19 protein-coding genes and 1 tRNA gene are annotated in these 18,399 nt (G+C 64.4%); 9 read left to right on the forward strand and 11 right to left on the reverse strand.

All coding sequences use genetic code 11. The features are described 5' to 3' along the window. Positions 1-54: 54 nt before the first annotated feature. The 4 genes from tig to MUB52_RS06985 all read right to left on the reverse strand — a co-directional run bounded on the left by tig (position 55) and on the right by MUB52_RS06985 (position 3,710). Positions 55-1,386, reverse strand: a complete 1,332-nt coding sequence (tig, locus tag MUB52_RS06970; protein WP_263843473.1) for a trigger factor — start codon at positions 1,384-1,386, stop codon at positions 55-57. Positions 1,387-1,532: 146 nt separating this feature from the next. Further along, positions 1,533-2,411: a hypothetical protein gene (locus tag MUB52_RS06975; protein ID WP_263843474.1), complete on the reverse strand. Its 879-nt coding sequence runs from the start codon at positions 2,409-2,411 to the stop codon at positions 1,533-1,535. A 114-nt stretch (positions 2,412-2,525) separates the two neighbouring features. Then, positions 2,526-3,416, reverse strand: coding sequence for a type IV pili methyl-accepting chemotaxis transducer N-terminal domain-containing protein (locus MUB52_RS06980; protein WP_263843475.1), 891 nt, complete (start codon positions 3,414-3,416; stop codon positions 2,526-2,528). A gap of 209 nt (positions 3,417-3,625) precedes the next feature. Then, positions 3,626-3,710 (reverse strand) — tRNA-Leu (locus tag MUB52_RS06985). 145 nt (positions 3,711-3,855) lie between these two features. Here MUB52_RS06985 and MUB52_RS06990 point away from each other — a divergent pair. Further along, a complete protein-coding gene (locus MUB52_RS06990; protein WP_263843476.1) occupies positions 3,856-4,371 on the forward strand; it encodes a Hint domain-containing protein in 516 nt (171 codons plus the stop codon). Here MUB52_RS06990 and MUB52_RS06995 read toward each other — a convergent pair. Continuing rightward, positions 4,368-5,882: an NAD(P)H-hydrate dehydratase gene (locus MUB52_RS06995; protein ID WP_263843477.1), complete on the reverse strand. Its 1,515-nt coding sequence runs from the start codon at positions 5,880-5,882 to the stop codon at positions 4,368-4,370. The two genes, MUB52_RS06990 and MUB52_RS06995, sit on opposite strands and share 4 nt — an antisense overlap. Before the next feature lie 167 nt (positions 5,883-6,049). On the opposite strand from MUB52_RS06995, the gene MUB52_RS07000 reads away from it, so the two are divergent. From MUB52_RS07000 to MUB52_RS07015, 4 genes are all read left to right on the forward strand, one after another. Further along, positions 6,050-6,388 carry a P-II family nitrogen regulator gene (locus tag MUB52_RS07000; RefSeq protein ID WP_263843478.1) on the forward strand — a complete coding sequence of 113 codons (339 nt, stop codon included), beginning with the start codon at positions 6,050-6,052 and terminating at the stop codon, positions 6,386-6,388. 44 nt (positions 6,389-6,432) lie between these two features. After that, a complete protein-coding gene (gene glnA / locus MUB52_RS07005) occupies positions 6,433-7,836 on the forward strand; it encodes a type I glutamate--ammonia ligase (protein ID WP_263843479.1) in 1,404 nt (467 codons plus the stop codon). 337 nt (positions 7,837-8,173) lie between these two features. Further along, positions 8,174-9,097 (forward strand): alpha/beta fold hydrolase, encoded by a 924-nt coding sequence (locus MUB52_RS07010; protein ID WP_263843480.1) that lies wholly within the window; start codon positions 8,174-8,176, stop codon positions 9,095-9,097. Positions 9,098-9,307: 210 nt separating this feature from the next. Then, entirely contained in the window at positions 9,308-9,751 is a 444-nt protein-coding gene (locus tag MUB52_RS07015; protein ID WP_263843481.1) for a glyoxalase superfamily protein, read from the forward strand. A 15-nt stretch (positions 9,752-9,766) separates the two neighbouring features. Here MUB52_RS07015 and MUB52_RS07020 read toward each other — a convergent pair whose 3' ends face one another. Next, positions 9,767-10,501 (reverse strand): heme-dependent oxidative N-demethylase family protein, encoded by a 735-nt coding sequence (locus tag MUB52_RS07020; RefSeq protein WP_263843482.1) that lies wholly within the window; start codon positions 10,499-10,501, stop codon positions 9,767-9,769. Between the two features lie 127 nt (positions 10,502-10,628). Here MUB52_RS07020 and dddP point away from each other — a divergent pair, with 127 nt between their 5' ends. Beyond that, positions 10,629-11,978 (forward strand): dimethylsulfonioproprionate lyase DddP, encoded by a 1,350-nt coding sequence (gene dddP, locus MUB52_RS07025; protein ID WP_263843483.1) that lies wholly within the window; start codon positions 10,629-10,631, stop codon positions 11,976-11,978. A 57-nt stretch (positions 11,979-12,035) separates the two neighbouring features. On the opposite strand, the gene MUB52_RS07030 is transcribed toward dddP, so the two are convergent. The 4 genes from MUB52_RS07030 to MUB52_RS07045 form a co-directional block, all read right to left on the reverse strand. Beyond that, entirely contained in the window at positions 12,036-12,617 is a 582-nt protein-coding gene (locus MUB52_RS07030) for a hypothetical protein (protein WP_263843484.1), read from the reverse strand. After that, positions 12,608-12,922, reverse strand: a complete 315-nt coding sequence (locus tag MUB52_RS07035; protein ID WP_263843485.1) for a hypothetical protein — start codon at positions 12,920-12,922, stop codon at positions 12,608-12,610. The genes MUB52_RS07030 and MUB52_RS07035 overlap by 10 nt, the downstream gene beginning before the upstream one ends. A 121-nt stretch (positions 12,923-13,043) precedes the next feature. Beyond that, a complete protein-coding gene (locus tag MUB52_RS07040; RefSeq protein WP_263843486.1) occupies positions 13,044-13,322 on the reverse strand; it encodes a hypothetical protein in 279 nt (92 codons plus the stop codon). Positions 13,323-13,456: 134 nt separating this feature from the next. After that, positions 13,457-14,377 carry a LysR family transcriptional regulator gene (locus tag MUB52_RS07045; protein ID WP_263843487.1) on the reverse strand — a complete coding sequence of 307 codons (921 nt, stop codon included), beginning with the start codon at positions 14,375-14,377 and terminating at the stop codon, positions 13,457-13,459. 113 nt (positions 14,378-14,490) lie between these two features. On the opposite strand from MUB52_RS07045, the gene MUB52_RS07050 reads away from it, so the two are divergent. Both MUB52_RS07050 and MUB52_RS07055 read left to right on the forward strand, forming a co-directional pair. Further along, positions 14,491-15,423, forward strand: coding sequence for a VOC family protein (locus MUB52_RS07050; RefSeq protein ID WP_263843488.1), 933 nt, complete (start codon positions 14,491-14,493; stop codon positions 15,421-15,423). 10 nt (positions 15,424-15,433) lie between these two features. Continuing rightward, positions 15,434-16,063: an alpha/beta hydrolase gene (locus MUB52_RS07055; protein WP_263843489.1), complete on the forward strand. Its 630-nt coding sequence runs from the start codon at positions 15,434-15,436 to the stop codon at positions 16,061-16,063. A gap of 36 nt (positions 16,064-16,099) precedes the next feature. Here MUB52_RS07055 and MUB52_RS07060 read toward each other — a convergent pair whose 3' ends face one another. Further along, the gene (locus tag MUB52_RS07060; protein WP_263843490.1) at positions 16,100-16,900 is read right to left on the reverse strand and encodes a penicillin-binding transpeptidase domain-containing protein; all 801 of its coding nucleotides are present in this window, start codon (positions 16,898-16,900) and stop codon (positions 16,100-16,102) included. Between the two features lie 206 nt (positions 16,901-17,106). Between MUB52_RS07060 and MUB52_RS07065 the strand changes: the two genes are divergently transcribed. Continuing rightward, the gene (locus MUB52_RS07065) at positions 17,107-18,342 is read left to right on the forward strand and encodes a bifunctional alpha/beta hydrolase/OsmC family protein (protein ID WP_263843491.1); all 1,236 of its coding nucleotides are present in this window, start codon (positions 17,107-17,109) and stop codon (positions 18,340-18,342) included. The last annotated feature ends 57 nt before the right edge of the window (positions 18,343-18,399 follow it).

Below are 18,399 nucleotides of genomic sequence, written 5' to 3' on the forward strand. Positions count from 1 at the left end.
AAGGGCCGCTGGTTTATGCAGCGACCCCTCTCGTCCCTCCTCCCCGAAAGGACGCTATTCGTCTTCCAGCGCGTCGACGGCTTTCTGAAGATCTTCTTTCGAGACGGTCTTCTCCTTGATCGTCGCCTGTTCGAACACGTGGTCGACAACCTTGTCCTCGAAGATCGGCGCGCGCATCTGCTGCTGCATCTGCTGGTTCTGCTGGACGAATTCGAAGAACTGCCGCTCCTGGCCAGGGTATTGGCGCGCCTGCGCCATGATCGCCTGTGTCATCTCGGCATCGGTGACCTCAACCTCGGCCTTCTGGCCGATCTCGGCCAGCAGCAGGCCCAGACGTACGCGGCGCGTGGCCAGCTTCACATGCTCTTCGGTCGCTTCGATCTCCGGGTGGTCGTGCCCTTCCACGTCCGGGTTGTCCTCGTGCCAGAGCTGATGCGCGATCTGCTTGGCTTCGGCCTCGACCAGTGACGGCGGCAGATCGAAATCGACCATCCCGTCCAGCGCATCGAGCAGCCCACGCTTCATCACCGCCCGCGCGGCTCCGGCGTATTCGGCTTCCAGGCGTTCCGAGATCTGGCCTTTCAGCGCCTCGAGGTCTTCGGCTCCGAATTTCTTCGCCAGCTCGTCATCGATCGTGGCGGCGACTGGCTCTTTCACCTCCTTGATGGTGCAATCGAAGGTCGCTTCCTTGCCCTTCAGGTTCTCGGCCTGGTAATCCTCGGGGAAGGTCACGGTGACGGCTTTTTCCTCGCCGGCCTTCACGCCCACCAGCTGCGCTTCGAAGCCCGGAATGAAGGAGTTCGAGCCCAGCACCAGCGGGTAATCCTCGGCCGAGCCACCATCGAAAGCCTCGCCGTCGACCTTGCCCACGAAATCCATCACGACCTGATCGCCGTCCTTGGCCTTGGCACCCTTCTTGCGCGCCTTGAAGTCCTGCGCCGTCTCGGCGAGGTTCGCGAGCGCCTCGTCGACGGCGGCGTCTTCCGCCTTCACCACCAGCTTCTCGAGCTTGATCTTGGCGTAATCGATCTCCGGGATTTCGGGCAGCGCCTCATAGGACATCGAGACCTCGACGTCGTCGCCCTCTTTCCAGTCCTCGTTGGTCATCTTGACTTCGGGCTGCAGCGCGGGCCGGTCGCCGGATTTCTCGAAATGTTCCGACATGGCGCCATCGATGCTTTCCTGCATCGCTTCGCCCATGACGCGCTGCCCGAACTGCTTCTTCAGCAGCGCCATCGGCACCTTGCCCTTGCGAAAGCCCTTCATCTCCACCTCGGGCTGCGCTTCGGCCAGTTTCTCGTTGACCTTGGCGTCCAGCTCGGCCGCTGTCACGGTGATGGCATAGCTGCGTTTCAGACCTTCATTCAGCGTCTCGGTGACCTGCATGTGTGCTCCATAGAACTAGGGCGCGCCGGCCGGCGCGGGCATGAAATTTGCGCCCTTCTATTGGTGTGTCGGCAGCGGTGCAAGGCCGAATAGGGCCAGAGGCGGAGCGGGTCGGCAAAAACCCAGCCGAAGTCCCGCTTGCGGCGTCATTGCTCCAGATAAAGCGCCACCATGCCGTCGGTCAAACCGGCCATCTCGTCGGTCAGGGCCGCGACCTCGGTCAGAGTCTCACGCCCCACCGGCTGATCGCCCAGGCCGCGCTCCAGGAGCGGGCGCAGCCGCGTCCAGACATCCTTCATCTCCATCACCTGCTTGATCGCCGCAAGGGTCGGCGGATCCACGATTTCGAGGTCGAAATCGCCGAATTCCATCGCCGTCAGGATGGTCTCGAACCTGTCGATGGCGTGAGCGAGCTCATCGCGCATGCGAGCTTGCGAGAGGTCAATGCCGATGTAGCACAGCGCCTTGGCGGCTTTGCGCACCAGCATGCTCTGGCCAGCGGCCTGGCTGATCGTGCGGACCATCTCCTGCCGGGTGACGAGCCGGGTGCGATAGGTTTCGGCGACCTGCTCGACGAGCGCTTCCAGATTGCTGGACACGACCGGATCGAGCCGGATCAATTGCTGAACGGGAATGGCATGAAAGTCACCAGACATCACCTGCCGCGAGGCCGGCGCAAAGGTGGCCCACTGCGTATCGATACCGTCGAGCCCGGCGAGGATGACCGGGTCGCTTTCCGGACCCGCAATGCCCTCGCCCTGCCCCGACCGCAGCGCTGCGGCGTTGTCATCGAACATCATGGAAGCGATGAAGGCCTGCTCGGCCTGAAGTTGCGGCGCGACACCCGCCATCAGGAAACAGGTCGACTTGGCCATGGTCTGGAACAAAGCGCGCTGGTGTGCGGCTGCCTTGATCCGTGCAAGCGCGTCTGCATGCTGCGCCTGCGCATCGGCAAAGGCCGCACCGCTGCCCAGCAGAAGCAGACAAATCGCCGTCAGTTGCACCGGATAGACCAGATATCGCATTGGACACCCTATTGCCATCATGGGCATCTTCTATCCGGCAAGTGTTAATACCGCGTATGTGCGCTGCGCCTTCTCGCCGGATCGCCGCTGAGCGGCCCGAGCGCTGCCAAATCGCTACTCGACGTAGAGACCCACGGCCTGGTTCATTTCCTTCAGAACCTGATCGCTGATATTGGCCAGCTGCACACGGGTCGCATGATCGACGTCAGTATCGTCCGAGATCGCCGCGACCAACGCCTTGAATTCCATCCAGGTGCCGTTCGTCAGCTCCAGCTGGCGTTTCACCGCGTCGCTCGGCGGGGCAATGATGCCGTCCTCCTCCGATCCGCCCATCAGCTTGGCCATGGCACTGTCAAAGTCGCGCATGGTCGTCTCCACCAGCTCCCGGCTGCCAAGGTCGCCCAGCCCGATGATCGCGAAACAGACCTCTTTCGAGATCTTCTGCGTCAGCATGCGCTGACGCCCCGCGACCTGAACGGTCTTGAGCAAGCCTGCGGGGATGTTGTCGGTCTGGTGGGCGGTTTGAATGGTCAGCACCGCCGCGTGCATTTCCGCGAGCGTCGCCATGTTCATGTTGATCAGCTGCGCCATCGGCACAGAGTGGAAGTCGCCCGCCGCAACCTGCCGCGCGGCCGGGCCAAGCGTCGCCCAGAGCGCCTCGACCCGAGCGAGGGCCGCCAGCACCTCCGCGTTGGTTTCCGGCAGCAGCCCCAGAGTTTCGTCCCCATAGCGCAGCGCAGCCAGAACATCGTTGAACTGCTGCACGTTGGTCTCGGTCTTGGCGACGAACCGCTCGGGATCCACGCCGGCCATGACAAGGCAAGCGTTGCGGGCCATCTGCTGCGTCAACATACGCTGGCGTCCGGCCAGGTTGATGCGGGTGCCCGCGTTGCTCTCGGCCGTGGTCTCGGCCGAGACCGCGGGCGCCTGCCCGAGATACACCGGCGTCGCAACGGCGACCGCCATCAGAATGACCGCGCATTTCTCCGTAACTCGCCTAAACATTTCGCACACCTCGTCTAAAATTTGACATTCCGCCGCATTTGGCTGGAAAATCTTAACAACTGGTTATGGCATGCCGCCGAAAGTGGTGCGTTTTTGGGACAAAATTTGTTCATTTTTGGGACAACTTCGTCGAGACCGCCGTACAGGCCCCTAAGCGACACGCGCCTGAACCACCGGTCGCCCGGCTCGTACCGGCACTTGGGCAGCTGTGGTGCGGGTGAAGGGACTTGAACCCCCACGCCTTGCGGCGCCAGAACCTAAATCTGGTGCGTCTACCAATTCCGCCACACCCGCACGCAGGCCGGATCGCAACCCGGTTGGCGGGCTGCTTAGCAAACCCTCCGCCGCAGTGCGAGTGCAAAATGATCCCGCATTTTAACAAGACGTTATCATAATCGGTGTTCACTCGGGCCAGAGGTCACGTCAAGGAGGCAGACCAATGAAGCCGAGAACGGCCGGGCGCAGCAGGGCCCGCTCCAGCAGTACCTTCTGTACCGCCGCAGAGCCTGCCGGCCATGCCGGTCTGATCTCGGGCGCGCAGGTTCTGACGCTCAAAGGTGAACGCTGCGTTGAGGCACTGCGGGTGGGCGATCATGTGCTTACCCGCGGTGGTGCGTTGCCGCTCACCCGAATAGATGTGATCAGCGCGCTGGTGCCTTGCGTCTATGTCATCGCCGGATCCCTCGGACACAGCCGGACCGACCGCGATGCCTTGCTGACCGCGGATCAGATGATCTTTTTGCGGGATTGGCGCGCGACAGCAGTCTTCGGCCAGCCGAGCGCTCTGGTCCCGGCACAGAAACTCGTCGACGGTGAATTCGTCCGTGACCTTGGCCAGCAACTGGTCACGCTCTACCGGCTCTTCTGTCCGATGCCGCAAATCCTCTTTGCGGACGGCTTGAACCTCGGCACCGCGGACACCGCTCCCGGGCCCGCGGTGCGGCCCGCGGCCTAGAGACCCAGATCGCGAAACACCGCCGGCAGGGTCTCGGGCAGATCCTCGGCGATGAGGCCTGGGCCGAAGCGGCGTGCGCAGCCTGCATGCAGCGCCACAGCCGCCGCCGCCGCCTCCACAGGCGCGAGACCGCGCGCCAGCAGCCCGGTCACAAACCCCGCCAGTACATCGCCTGAGCCCGCCGTGGCCAGCCAGGCCGTCGCCGCCTCGGGCGGATTCACCCGGCAGCTGCCATCGGCCCCAGCCACCACCGTGTCCGGTCCCTTGAACACCACACAGCAGCCCGCCCGGTCCGCCGCCTGCATCGCCGCATCAATCTTCGAGAAGGCCGGCCCGCGGTCGGGCTTAGCCTCCAGCCGCGCGGCAACGTCCGGAAAGAGCCGTGCGAACTCCCCGCCATGCGGCGTCAACACGCACCCCCCGTGCAGCGCATCGAAGAGCGCCGGGTCCTGTCCGATCAGCGTGCAGGCGTCGGCATCGAGCACCACGGGCTTGCCCGACGCCAGGACGGCTGCGATCTTCTCCGCAGCACCCTCATCGAGGCCCAGGCCGGGGCCCAGGCAGACCGCGGTGATCCGGCTGTCTCGCAGAACCGCCGACAGATCGGATGCGTCCGAAATCCGCCGCAGCATCAGCGCCGTGATCTGTTGGGCGACCTCCATCTGGGCTGCCGGCGGCACGCCCAGCGTCACCAGCCCTGCACCGACCCGCAACGCCCCGCGCGCAGCCAACCGGGCCGCCCCCGTGCGCCCCGCTCCGCCGGTCAGCACCAGCGCGTGCCCATGCGAAAACTTGTGCCCCCGACGCTTTGCCAGCGCCTCCAAGGGCAGGCCGATGAGCTGCGCGGGTGCGACCGCCGCACGATCGTCCAGCCACGGCCCCAACCCGATGTCCACGACCCGGAGCGCGCCGCAGACCTCACCGGCATCCGCCAAATAATGCCCGCGCTTGGCGGTCTGGAAGCTCACTGTCAGATCGGCCGCCAGCGCCGCCCCAAGAATGCGCCCGCTGTCCGCACAAAGCCCGCTGGGGATGTCCACCGCAACCCGATGCCCGATCTCAGCCTCCGCTGTCATCAAGCCTGCAAGATCGAGCGTCACCGGTCGGGTCAGCCCAGTTCCGAAGAGCGCGTCGACCAGCAGATCGACCGCGCCCGTGATACATCCCGGCCCGAGCGGGACGACCGCGTGGCCCGCTGCGCACCAGCGGTCGTGGTTCGCCTGCGCATCGCGCGGCAGGCTCGTGGGGTCGCCCAGCAGGCAGACCTCGACCAGCCAACCGCGCTCGGCCAGCACTCTGGCGATCACGAAGCCGTCCCCCCCGTTGTTGCCCGGCCCACAGAGCACCACCGCGCGATGCGGCCCCCACCGAAGCGCCGGCCACTGCGCGAAGAGCGCGTCGCACACGCCCTGACCGGCCCGTTCCATCAGCTCCAGACCGGTCACGCGCCCCGACTCCATCGCCACTTTTTCGAGCGAACGCATCTCGGCTGCCGTCAGGATTTCGGCCATTTTTGCGCCTTCCGATTCATTTGTGATTACTTTTTATGCGTTTTGCCTGCAGATTGGGCGCATGTTTGCCAAATCTGCAGCGGACCAAAGGCAGTTTACGCCAATCCATGGACCGCTCCAGTGCGAAATGATCTGAACCCTGAGGAACACTGGCGAGGGAGGCCCCCATGAAGAAGATCGAAGCGGTGATCAAGCCGTTCAAACTCGACGAGGTGAAAGAGGCGCTGCAAGAAGTGGGTGTCCAGGGGCTCTCGGTCATTGAAGTCAAGGGCTTCGGACGCCAGAAGGGCCATACCGAGCTCTACCGCGGTGCCGAGTATGTGGTCGATTTCCTGCCCAAGGTGAAGATCGAGATCGTGCTCGACGACGATATGGTCGATGCGGCGATCGACGCCATCGTGGGCGCGGCGAAGACCGAAAAGATCGGCGACGGCAAGATCTTCGTCACGCCCGTCGAGCAATCCATTCGGATCCGCACCGGCGAAACCGGATCTGACGCGCTCTGACGCGCGCAAGACACATCATTCCAACCAAGAGGGATATAGGAAGAATGAGCAAAGAGCTTCTGAAGATGATGAAGGATGAGGACGTGGCCTACGTCGACATCCGCTTCACCGACCCGCGTGGCAAGCTGCAGCACGTGACGGTGATGTCCGACCAGGTCGACGAGGATTTCCTTGAGGAAGGCTTCATGTTCGACGGCTCCTCCATCGCCGGCTGGAAGTCCATCGAAGCCTCCGACATGAAGCTCATGCCCGATGTGGACAGCGCCTATGTCGATCCGTTCTACGCGGAAAAAACCGTCTGCCTGCACTGCTCCATCGTCGAGCCGGACACGGGCGAGGCCTATGAACGCGACCCGCGCTCGACAGCCGAGAAGGCCGAGGCGTACCTCAAGTCCTCGGGGATCGGCGATGTGGCCTACTTCGGGCCGGAAGCCGAATTCTTCCTCTTCGACAACGTCAAGTTTTCCAGTGCGATCAACAAGGTATCCTACGAAGTTGATGCAATTGACGCATCCTGGAATACCGATACGGACTACGAGATGGGCAACATGGGGCATCGTCCCGGCGTCAAGGGCGGCTACTTCCCGGTCAACCCCACCGACGAGTCGCAAGATCTGCGCTCCGAAATGCTGTCGACCATGAAGCGCATCGGCATGAAGGTCGACAAGCACCACCACGAGGTCGCCTCGTGCCAGCACGAGCTGGGCCTGATCTTCGACTCGCTCACCAAACAGGCGGACGAGCTGCAGAAGTACAAATACGTGATCCACAACGTGGCGCACGCCTACGGCAAATCGGCCACCTTCATGCCCAAGCCCATCGCGGGCGACAACGGCACCGGGATGCACTGCAACATGTCGATCTGGAAGGACGGCAAGCCGCTCTTCGCGGGCGACAAATACGCCGATCTGTCGGATGAGGCACTCTGGTACATCGGCGGCATCCTGAAGCACGCGAAAGCGCTCAATGCCTTCACCAACCCGTCGACCAACTCCTACAAGCGCTTGATCCCAGGCTTCGAAGCGCCTGTTCTGCGCGCCTACTCCGCGCGCAACCGCTCCGGCTGCGTGCGCATCCCGTGGACCGAAAGCCCGAAAGCCAAGCGCGTCGAGGCCCGCTTCCCCGACCCCTCGGCGAACCCCTATCTGTGCTTCGCAGCACTTCTGATGGCCGGTCTTGACGGCATCAAGAACAAGATCGATCCGGGCGAGGCGATGGACAAGAACCTCTATGACCTGCCCGCGGAAGAGCTCGCCGGCATCCCGACCGTCTGTGGCTCGTTGCGCGAGGCGATCGAAGAGCTGGAGGCCGATATGGACTTCCTGCTGGCCGGTGACGTCTTCACGAAGGACCAGATCGAGGGCTACATCGAGCTCAAGATGGAAGAGATCGAAACCTACGAGCACACCCCACACCCGGTGGAATTCGGGATGTATTACAGTTGCTAGAGGCCAAGGGCCTCTAGCAACTGAGCCGGATAAGTTGGTTTTCGCAGAAAACCTGCGGTCCGGCCCCCTTGGAATGTATGGAAAGGCGCGGACACCCTCCGCGCCTTCTTTCTGTGGATTCGACCTGCACCACTCTGTCTGCAGGGCGCCCCTGCCCACCACCAGCGCCCGCCCGCCCAGCGGGCGTCGACTGGAAGAGAATGAGCGCCCGGTCCGGCCCAGCCGGACCGGGCGCTCGCCGCTGAACACCGGGAAAACCAAACGCGGTTTTGAATTTTCCCGGTTTTGGTGCATCATTCACCATATTTGAATGACGTATTTTTCCGGAGACCTTTTGATGACGCTGTTTTTCACCCGCCGTACGTACAATGCCGCCAAAAAGAAATTCACCAACAACCCCGCCGCCCTTACCCGCTTCGTCCAGATCACGAATGGCCCCGACAGCCGCGGCCGCTGGAGCGGGGGTGCAATCAGCCAGTCCGACTGGCTGCGCGAGGTGAAGCATGAGGCCAGCTCAAACGAAATCACCATCTATGTGCACGGGTTCAACACCGACCAGATCGACATGCTGCGCCGCCTCGACAAGATTAAAAATGGCCTGCGCGCTCAGGGGAATCGCGGGGCCGTGATCGGCTATGACTGGCCCAGTGACGGCAAGGTCTTCTCCTACGACCAGGACCGCAACCGCGTGAAGGACACCGCACATTTCCTGGTCAGCGACGGGATACTGCCCCTGCTGGCGATGTCGCCGCGTCCCAAGATCAACCTCATCGCACATTCCATGGGCGCCTATGTGATCCTGCGCGGGTTCTCAAACTTTGATGACGCGGCGGGTCCGGGGGCGAGCGCCTGGCGTGCCAATGAGGTTGCGTTCCTCTCGGGCGATGTCGCCCGGAACTGGCTCGGCAAGGGCGCCTGGGGCGCGTTGCTGCTCTCCCACCGCGCCCGGCGCTTCACCAATTACTACAGCGAAGGCGACCGGGTGCTGCCGATCTCGGCCTTCACCGACGGCTTCCGCAAGCGCGTGGGCCGCGACGGGCTGCCCAGCATCACCGAAAAGACGCACTTCGATGTGAACGCAACCCCGCAATACCTGCGCGACGTCCCCCCCGGCAAGCGCAGCAAGGCACGCTCGCACCGCTGGTGGTTCGACAGCAGCACGCTCTATGCCGATATTGCGCAGACCTTCGCCGGACAGGCCCCGGGCAGCCTCGCCACCCGGCAGGATCTGGGCGAAGACGATCTTGCGTTGATCAGCTGACCCGCCGCCGGCCCCTTGTCAGAGCCGCAAACCGGCCCCTTGTCAGAGCCGCAAAGACGGCGTAGACCGCGCGCAGGTCCTTCCGTGCACCTGCCGTTCGCATCTGGTGAAGCCGCGGATCTTCTGTCTCAACCGTCGATCCCGAGGGGTCGCGCATCGGTGCCGGCAATGCGAACACCCGCCCTCTTCCGCGACCCGATGGAGACGACAATGGACATCGCTCTTCCCTCCCGCGACGCCCTCAAGGCCCAGGCCCGGCGTCTGCGGACAAAACTGGCCGAGACAGGCCTCACACTCTCACACAGTGCCGCGCTTGAAGCCATCGCGCATCAATGGGGTGCGCGCGACTGGAACACGCTCTGCGCCCGGGCCGGCAGCGCGCCCGCGCCCGTCTGGCAGGTGGGTCAGCGGGTCTCGGGCCGGTATCTGGGCCACCCGGTCCGCGGTGAAATCCGTGCCGCCGAACGGCGCGGGCCAACGCACTGGCGCCTGACGCTACGGCTTGACGAGGCGGTCGATGTGGTTGCATCGCGCCAGTTCTCCAGCCTGCGGCGCCAGATCAGCTGCACGCTCGATGCAACAGGCCGCAGCCCGCAGAAGACCTCGGACGGCGCTCCTCAGATGGTGCTGCACGATCACTGGACGAAGCCTTAAGCTCACCGGGCGCCCTTAGCGGCGCCCGGGTCTCACCACATAGGTGTGGATCGAGAAGACCACCGCCCCGCTCTGCGGCAGACGCAGGATGCATTGCCGCTCCGCCCGCTGATAGGGTGCTGCGGCCTCCTCTGGCGCGATCCGCCGCGGCGAAAGGGCCGAGCGCGGCTGGAAGAGCTCCGGATCATCATACCAGAGCCGGTTGAACCGCCACAGCGGATGGCCCACCTGCACCCCGTCGAAGAGCCGCTGCACCCGCCGGGCGATCCCATCGTCATATTCGGGCACGGTGTCGTGGATGCCGATGAGCGGCCGGCCTACCTTCTCGTGCAGCCGCCAGCTCGCCGGGAAGCAGAGGCAGGCCGCCACCAGCACATGCTCAGCCCCGCGCTTCTCCAGGATGCAGATGTCCTCTTGCACCAGCCGGCCCAGCACCACGAGCGGCGCGTCGCTCTCAAGGTCAACCACGTCTCCGTCGGGACAGATGCACCGCCGCCCGTCGACCGCGAATCCGAGCCCGGGCAGCAGGCCGAGCGCCTCCGCCAGCACCTCCTGGGCGGCTGTCTCCGCCGCTGGGTCCTGCCAGTAGACCTCCGCGCGCCGCTTGGCGATCAGCGCGCGCCGGTGCGCCATCTGCGCCGCATAGGCGTCATCCACCCGCAACCAGGGCTCGCGGAGTGGCTGCACCCCGGGCAGCCCCCGCGCCTCCAGCATCTCATCTGGAATCGATGTCTGCAAAATCTCAACCATGACAAAGCCTAAGCCCCAATCCCCATGCCGCCTTCAAAAAACGACGCTGCGCGATGTCGCAGACAAGCATCCCTCGGCCACGAATCGGGCGCAAGTTGACCATACGGCACAGACAGGACCACCGGCGATGAACCAGCACTTCAGCGACACCCGCAAGATCGACCCCAGCCGCGGCGCGCTGCTCGGCGACGGCACCCCGAACGATCAGGACCGGATCGAGATCGGCCCCACGCAGCTCGCCTTCGCCGAATGGGCGGCCGCCGGCCTCACCCTGCCCGACCTGCCGGCAATGCGCGCCTATCGCCACGCGCGGCTCACGCAGCACATCGTCGAGCGCGGCTACGCGGGGCTTCTGATGACCGACCCGCTCAACATCCGCTATGCCACCGACAGCACCAACATGCAGCTCTGGAACACGCATAACCCCTTCCGCGCGGTGCTGCTCTGCGCGGATGGCTACATGGTAATGTGGGATTACAAGAACTCACCCTTCCTGAGCAAATTCAACCCTCTGGTGCGCGAGCAGCGCGCGGGCGCCGACCTCTTCTACTTCGACCGAGGTGATAAGACGGGCCAGCAGGCCGACGTCTTCGCCAACGAGATCCGGATCTTGCTGCAAGATCACGCCCCGGGCCTGCGCCGCCTTGCCGTTGACAAGATCATGCTGCACGGGCTGCGCAGCCTCGAACGCCTCGGCTTCGAGATCATGGAGGGCGAGGAGGTGACCGAGAAGGCGCGCGCGGTGAAGGGTCCTGACGAGATCAAGGCGATGCGCTGCGCCATGCACGCCTGCGAACAGGCGATGTATGCGATGGAGGACTTCGCCCGCACCCATGTGGGCGACGGCACCACCTGCGAGGATGACATCTGGGCGGTGCTACACGCCGAGAACATTCGCCGCGGCGGCGAATGGATCGAAACGCGGCTGCTGGCCTCGGGGCCCCGCTCCAACCCCTGGTTCCAGGAATGCGGGCCGCGCGTCTGCCGGCAAAACGAGATCATCTCTTTCGACACGGACCTGGTGGGCGCCTATGGCATCTGCACCGACATCTCGCGCAGCTGGTGGATCGGCGATCAGGCCCCGCGCCCCGACATGATCTATGCGATGCAGCACAGCATCGAGCACATTCGCACCAATATGGAGATGCTGAAACCGGGCGTAATGATCCCTGAGTTGACGGCCAACTGCCACGTGCTTGATGACAAGTTCCAGGCGCAGAAATACGGCTGTCTGATGCATGGCGTGGGGCTTTGCGACGAGTGGCCGCTTGTCGCCTACCCCGACAAGGCAGTCCCGGGTGCCTACGACTACCCGTTGGAGCCGGGCATGACGCTCTGTGTCGAGGTACTCGCGGGCGAGGTGGGTGGCGATTTCTCGATCAAGCTCGAGGATCAGGTGCTGATCACCGAGGACGGCTACGAGAACCTGACCTCCTACCCCTTCGATGCGGCCCTGACGGGGCGATTAGACCGCTAGGGGCGGGCCGTTCTTTCCTCGGATCAGGATGGAGCGTCGCGCGTGGACGACACGCCGTCAGTCCGATAAGGCGTCCAAGGCCTCGGCGGCCTGACGCCGGTTCTGGTCTTGAATCATCCGGACCTCTCCACCACCCGCCCGCGTCCAGGCGGCGGCATTGAGTTGCGTCAGACCCCGCTTAGCCACCGCCTCCATGGCGGCTATCAGCGCCGCCGCATCCTCCAGCTTGGCGTTCATGGCCGCCGCATCACCGGTGTCGATTGCAACGCCACGAAAATCATTGATCATACTGTTTAGTTCAACGAGCGCTTCGAAGTGCCTTGCCTCAACCAGATTGGCCGCCGCCACCTCGAAGTCGGAGCCGCCATCATCCAGCCACTTGTTGAAGTCTGCCGCATCCGCCCCAAGGCGGGCACTGGATTTGGGCCTGCGGTGGATATTGCCTGCGTTCCGGCGAATTGAGAGGCTGATCTCGTCAAGGTCATCGTCCTCGAGCGCATAACTGTCGATGATCTTGAACAGGTTCGCCTCATGGTCGTGAGCTTTGGGCCGCAGCGTCTTCGTGAACGCTTCGGACCACCGCCCGATCGACGAGCCCAGCCGGGGTCGTCGATCCGCTGCTCGGACCTCTAGTAACATTTGTTCAGCGGTGGCTTGAAGACAATCTTCAAGACGTTGCCCGGCGTGTGAGGCGGCGCCAGTACGTCCAGGAGGAACTTATCCTTCATTGCCGTCTTCGGGAATGTGTCGATGCTCTTCAACCCGTCGTCGAACTGGGTCTTTGGCTGCGGCAAGCAGAGCTTGAGAAACTCATCATGCAGACTGTCATGGTTGGCGCCATGCTCCGCGATCACAGCCCTCACGTCACGCTCATTCAACGTCAGCCCATTCAGCCGATATGCGCCATTGGCAAAATGGCTGAAATTGCGCGCGCGGGTGGCCAACCAGACCTTCCGCGACTCCTCACGTGGCTTTCTCGCGCAGCGTTGAATTGGTCCGCCCCTGCGGCCTCGGGGTTGTCCGCGACATCATCAATGAGATCCTTAACCTGCGCCGTCACATCCCCTAGCTTTTTCTCGCGAATAATATGGTGATCGGTGAATCATCGCCGGCTGGCCCGTCGTCCGCAGAACAGTCGTAGCTTTCACCGTAGGTAACATGCGCCGGAAGCACCGCGTCGTACTCCGAGGCCCGCTGCACCACCTGCCCCGCCGCCTGACGCGCAAGGCGCCCCAGGTCCCGGCTCGCCCGGCTGTGATTGGTCTTCCTCTGCAACGCGACAAGGCTCTGCTGACCGGGCACCGCGGGCGCCAACACGACCGGCCCTGAGCGGATTTCGTTCACGGCCGCCCATATTTCTGGCAGATCAGCAACAGCCGACGCGTCGGGTTCGCCAAACGGAGGCGGTTTGCACCAAAATCGGGAAAGCTGACCGATATGCGCCGTCCGACATGGCATGCCAGTGGCACATGGTGTGGCTAGCCCTCCGCCGCGGCGAACTCCAGCCCCTCGATCTGGCGCAGATAGGCTTCGAAAAACTCCGTGAAGGTCGCCACCAGCGGCGGCAGTTGCTCATAGGGCGGATAGTAGAGTGTCAGCCACAAGGGCTCCACCTGCCAGTCGGGGAAGAGCCGCTCGACGGCGCCGCTGGCGAGCCCTTCCGCCACGATGAAGCCCGGCAGCACCGCGATCCCCGCTCCCGCGGCAGCGAGCAAGTAGAGCAGATCGCCATTGTTCGAGACAATCTCGGTGCCGGCGCGCACGACACGCCGGGTGGCCCCCTTGCGAAACACCCAGGTCTCCGGCTGCCCACCCGTACCATAGGAAAGCGCATACTGCGGGCGCAGCGCCTCCGGATGCTCGGGGCGCGGCAGTCGGTCGAAGAGCGCAGGCGCCGCAACCGCATAGCGCGGCACTTCGCAGAGCTTGCGCCAGATCGTCGATTTGTCGGTCGGCGGGCGCGAGATCCGGATCGAGAGGTCGCAGTCCTCCTGCATGATATCCACCAGCGCGTCCGTCATCTGGATGTCGAGCGCGATGTCGGGATAGGCAACCCGGAAGCTCTCGACCAACCCCGGCAGAAGCCGCACCCCCATGGACACCGGCGCGTTGATCTTCAGCGCGCCCCGGTCCGGCAGGCCCGCGCGCCGGATCTCGCGTGCGATGCCGTCGAACTGCTGCACAAGCGGCTGGTACCGCGCCGCCACAAGTGCCCCTGCGCTCGTCAGCGCCACCTGCCGGGTCGTGCGGGTCAGAAGCTGCTGGCCCAACTCCGCCTCGAGCCGCGCGACGATCCGCGTGACCGAGGCCGGGGTGATGCGCAACCGACGCGCAGCACCCGCAAAGCTGCGCTGTGCGGCCACTTCGAGAAACACGCGGATGGGTCTGAGCTCGTCCATCCGATCATTATTGCATCAAGCGCAATAGTGAGTGCAAGACACTGTCTATTCCCAACAACAGTGCAGGAGCTTATCTTCATCGCAACCGCTCACACAGCACAGGATGTTCCATCATGCTCACAGAGATCAAAGGCCTGCATCACGTGACCTCCATGGCCGGGGATGCCAATGACAACAACGACTTCTTCACCGGCACGCTTGGCTTGCGGCGCGTCAAGAAGACGGTGAACTTCGACGCGCCCGATGTCTACCACCTCTACTACGGCGATGAGGTCGGCACTCCGGGCTCAGTGATGACGACCTTTCCCTACGGCCGGATGCCCCGCGGCAGCCGCGGCGTGGGGGAGGTCGGCGTGACCGAATTTGCGGTGCCCGAAGGCAGCCTGCCCTTCTGGGCCGACCGTCTGGCCGCGCAAGGCGTGACCGGGCTGGAGCACACCACGCTCTTCGGCGAGACGCGCCTGGTGTTCGACGGCCCGGACGGCGACGGCTTCGCGCTGGTCGAGGCCGCACCACAGGGGCGCAGCACCTGGACCGGTGGCGGTATCTCAGACGATCACGGGATCTTCGGCTTCCACGGCGCGCGGATGCGCCTGCGCGAGACCGCGGCCACCGATGAGCTGCTGAGCTTCATGGGCTATCAGAAGATCGACAGCGCCGATGGCGTCACCCGCTACGGGATCGAGGGCGGCAATGCGGCCAGCACGCTCGATGTGGAGCAGGTCCCCGATGGCGCGGCCGCCACAGAGGGCGCGGGGTCGGTGCACCACATCGCTTTCGCGGTGGAAGACCGGGCCGCACAACTCAAGGTGCGCGCGGCCCTGATGGACACGGGCTACCAGGTCACGCCGGTGATCGACCGCGACTATTTCTGGGCGATCTACTTCCGCACCCCCGGCGGCGTGCTCTTCGAGATTGCAACCAACGAGCCCGGTTTCGACCGCGACGAGGACACCGCCCATCTGGGCGAGGCGTTGAAGCTGCCCACGCGCTACGAGCCGCATCGCGCCAAGATCGAAAGCCTTCTGCCCGATATCGCAGCCTGAGGAGACCCTTATGTCAGTCGATCTCTATCGGGGGCCGGTCACGGCCCCTGACCCCGGCCAACCGGTGATCTTTGCCTTCCACGGCACAGGCGGCAACGCGGCTGAGATGCACGCGCTTGCGCGCCAGATTATGCCGGGCGCCGGGGTGATTGCCCCGCAGGGCGATGTGTCCGAGCATGGCGCCGCGCGGTTCTTCCGCCGGACCGCCGAGGGTGTCTATGACATGCCGGACCTCGCGCAGCGCACGCAGCGCATGGCCGCCTATGTGGCTGCGCAGAAGGCGCACCACCCCGGCCACCGGGTCTATGCCTTCGGGTATTCGAATGGCGCCAACATTCTGGCGTCCGTCGCGATGGCGCAGCCGGAGCTCTTCGACCGGATCGGGCTGCTGCATCCGCTGATCCCCTGGGCGCCCGACCCGGTGCCGGAGTTGCAGGGCACGCCGGTCCTCGTCTCGGCCGGGCGGCATGATCCGATCTGCCCCTGGCCGCTGACGGAACGGCTTGTCGACTGGTTCGAGGCTCAGGGGGCGGAGGTGCGCACCGAAATCCACGAGGGCGGGCACGAGCTGCGCCCGGCGGAGCTGGTGGCGCTCAAGGCTCTCTTCTCGACACAAAAAGAGACGGCGGCGCTTGCCTGAGCGCCGCCTCCCCATCGCTGCCCTGCCAACGCCGCCTCATTCGCCCGCGGCGAAGATCTCCAGACGATCGAGCACATGGCGCACAAGCCGCTGCCGCTCGGGCGCCTTGTCAAAGCCCGGCAGGTCCATGTTCAGCGCGAAGACATATATCTCTGCGCCATCCTCCACCCAGCCCACGTACCAGCCCAGGTCATCCTGCCCCTCGCGCAGATTGTAGCCCGTCTTGGCATAGAGCCGGGCGTCCTCCTGCGTCTCGGCCAGCATGATCTCACGGGCCTTCGCGTAGGTCTCGGCTGACAGCGGCAGGTCCTCCCGGGCGAGACGGGCGAGGAAGGCCAGCTGCTCGTCGGCGCTGATCGCCAGCGGTCCGCGCAGCCAGTACTGCTGCAGGTCTTGCGCGCCGCCGATCTCCGCATTGCCGTAGTCGAATGCAGCCAGCCACTCGGACATCACCTCTTCGCCCAGACCGCGCGCAATCTCCTGATAGACCCAGACAGCCGAGCGCTGGAAAGCGCGTGTCAGCGTCTGATCCTCATTCCACGATTCGAACGTCCGCCGCTTGCCGTCCCAGGCAAAGACCGTCTCGGGGCCGGCAAAGCCGGTCTCCAGCGCGATCAGCGTATGCGGGATTTTCGAGGTTGACGCGGGCTGAAACCGCTCATTTGCCCGCTCCGGGTTGCTCGACCACTCATGCCCGTCCGACAGCCGCTCAACCCGCATCACGACGCGCGCGTTCTCGCCCCCCGCCTCCGCAACAAAGGGCGAGATATCAGTTGGTTGCGCTATGGCTTTGCCTGCAAAAAGGGCGCAGAGCGCCACCCATCTCAAAAGGGTCATTGCCTCAGGTCTCCTGCTTTTGTCATGTATGAGAGCCTTCGGGATAAGCCGGAGCCTGTGCCTGGGAAAGCGCATTCGGACCCTGTTTCTACCGGTTGGCGGCTTTCCGCCCGGCCTCCGACCGTCACCTCCCCGTGATCCTTCTGTCACACCTCTTGCATGGCGCACCCCCGCGCCCCACTCTGGAGATACAAAGGAGCGCTGCCATGCCCACAGAACGGATCACCTTCTCCGGCCACGATGGCTCGGAGCTTGCTGCACGGCTGGATTTGCCCGACGGCCCGCATCTGGCCACCGCGCTCTTCGCCCATTGTTTCACCTGCGGCAAGGACATCCCCGCCGCGCGTCGGATCGCAGCGCGCCTTGCGTCGATGGGGATCGCCGTGCTACGCTTCGACTTTACGGGGCTCGGCCATTCCAAGGGTGAATTCGCCAATACCTCTTTCACATCGAACGTGGATGATCTCATCGCCGCCAACGCCTATCTGACCAAGCGCGGGATGACGCCGGCGCTGATGATCGGCCACTCGCTTGGGGGGGCTGCGGTTCTGAAGGCGGCTGCGGAGCTGAAAACCGTGAAGGCTGTCGCGACGCTGGGCGCGCCCTCCGATCCCGGGCACGTCACCCATAACTTCGCGGACGCGCTGCCCGACATCATGGAACAGGGCGCGGCAGAGGTCACGCTCGGCGGGCGCCCGTTCCGCATCGGCAAGGCGTTTGTCGAGGATGTGTCTTCGGAGGCGCTCACCCCGGCGATTGCGACCTTGCAGGCGGCCCTGCTGGTTCTGCACGCGCCGCGGGACGAGATCGTCTCCATTGACAACGCCAGCGAGATCTTCATGGCGGCGAAACACCCCAAGAGCTTCGTCACCCTCGACAGCGCCGACCACCTGATTACCCGCGCCGACGATGCCGAATACGCCGCGGACGTGATCGCCACCTGGGTCCGCCGCTATATCGGCCTGATGCCGCCCGCGCCGCCGCCCGGGGCGCCGGAAGGGGTGCTGCGGGTCTCGGAGGCGGATCCTGACGGGTATCTCACCGACATTACGTCGTCTGATGGCCACCACCTGCTGGCTGATGAACCGCTGGCCTATGGTGGCACCAACAAGGGCCTGAGCCCTTACGGCTTTCTCTCGGCGGGCCTTGGGGCCTGCACTTCGATGACCCTGCGCATGTACGCCCGCCGCAAGGGCTGGCCGCTGGCCCATGTCTCCGTGGACGTCAGCCACAACAAGGTGCATGCGCAGGATGCCGAAACCGCCGTCGGCGAACAGATCGACACCTGGAAGCGGCGCATCACACTGACCGGCAAACTCGACGCCGACCAGCGTGCGCGCCTGCTGGAGATTGCGGACAAATGCCCGGTGCACCGCACACTCGAGCGCAGCTCGACCGTCATCACCGAACTGGTGGACGCCGAGGTCCCCGAATCCGTCTGAGCCAGCCGCCACAGCGGGCTCCGGGGCTCACGGTGCAAAAATCGCCCGTGGAAAAGA

Source organism: Roseobacter sinensis, assembly GCF_025755255.1.
GTDB lineage: Bacteria > Pseudomonadota > Alphaproteobacteria > Rhodobacterales > Rhodobacteraceae > Roseobacter > Roseobacter sinensis.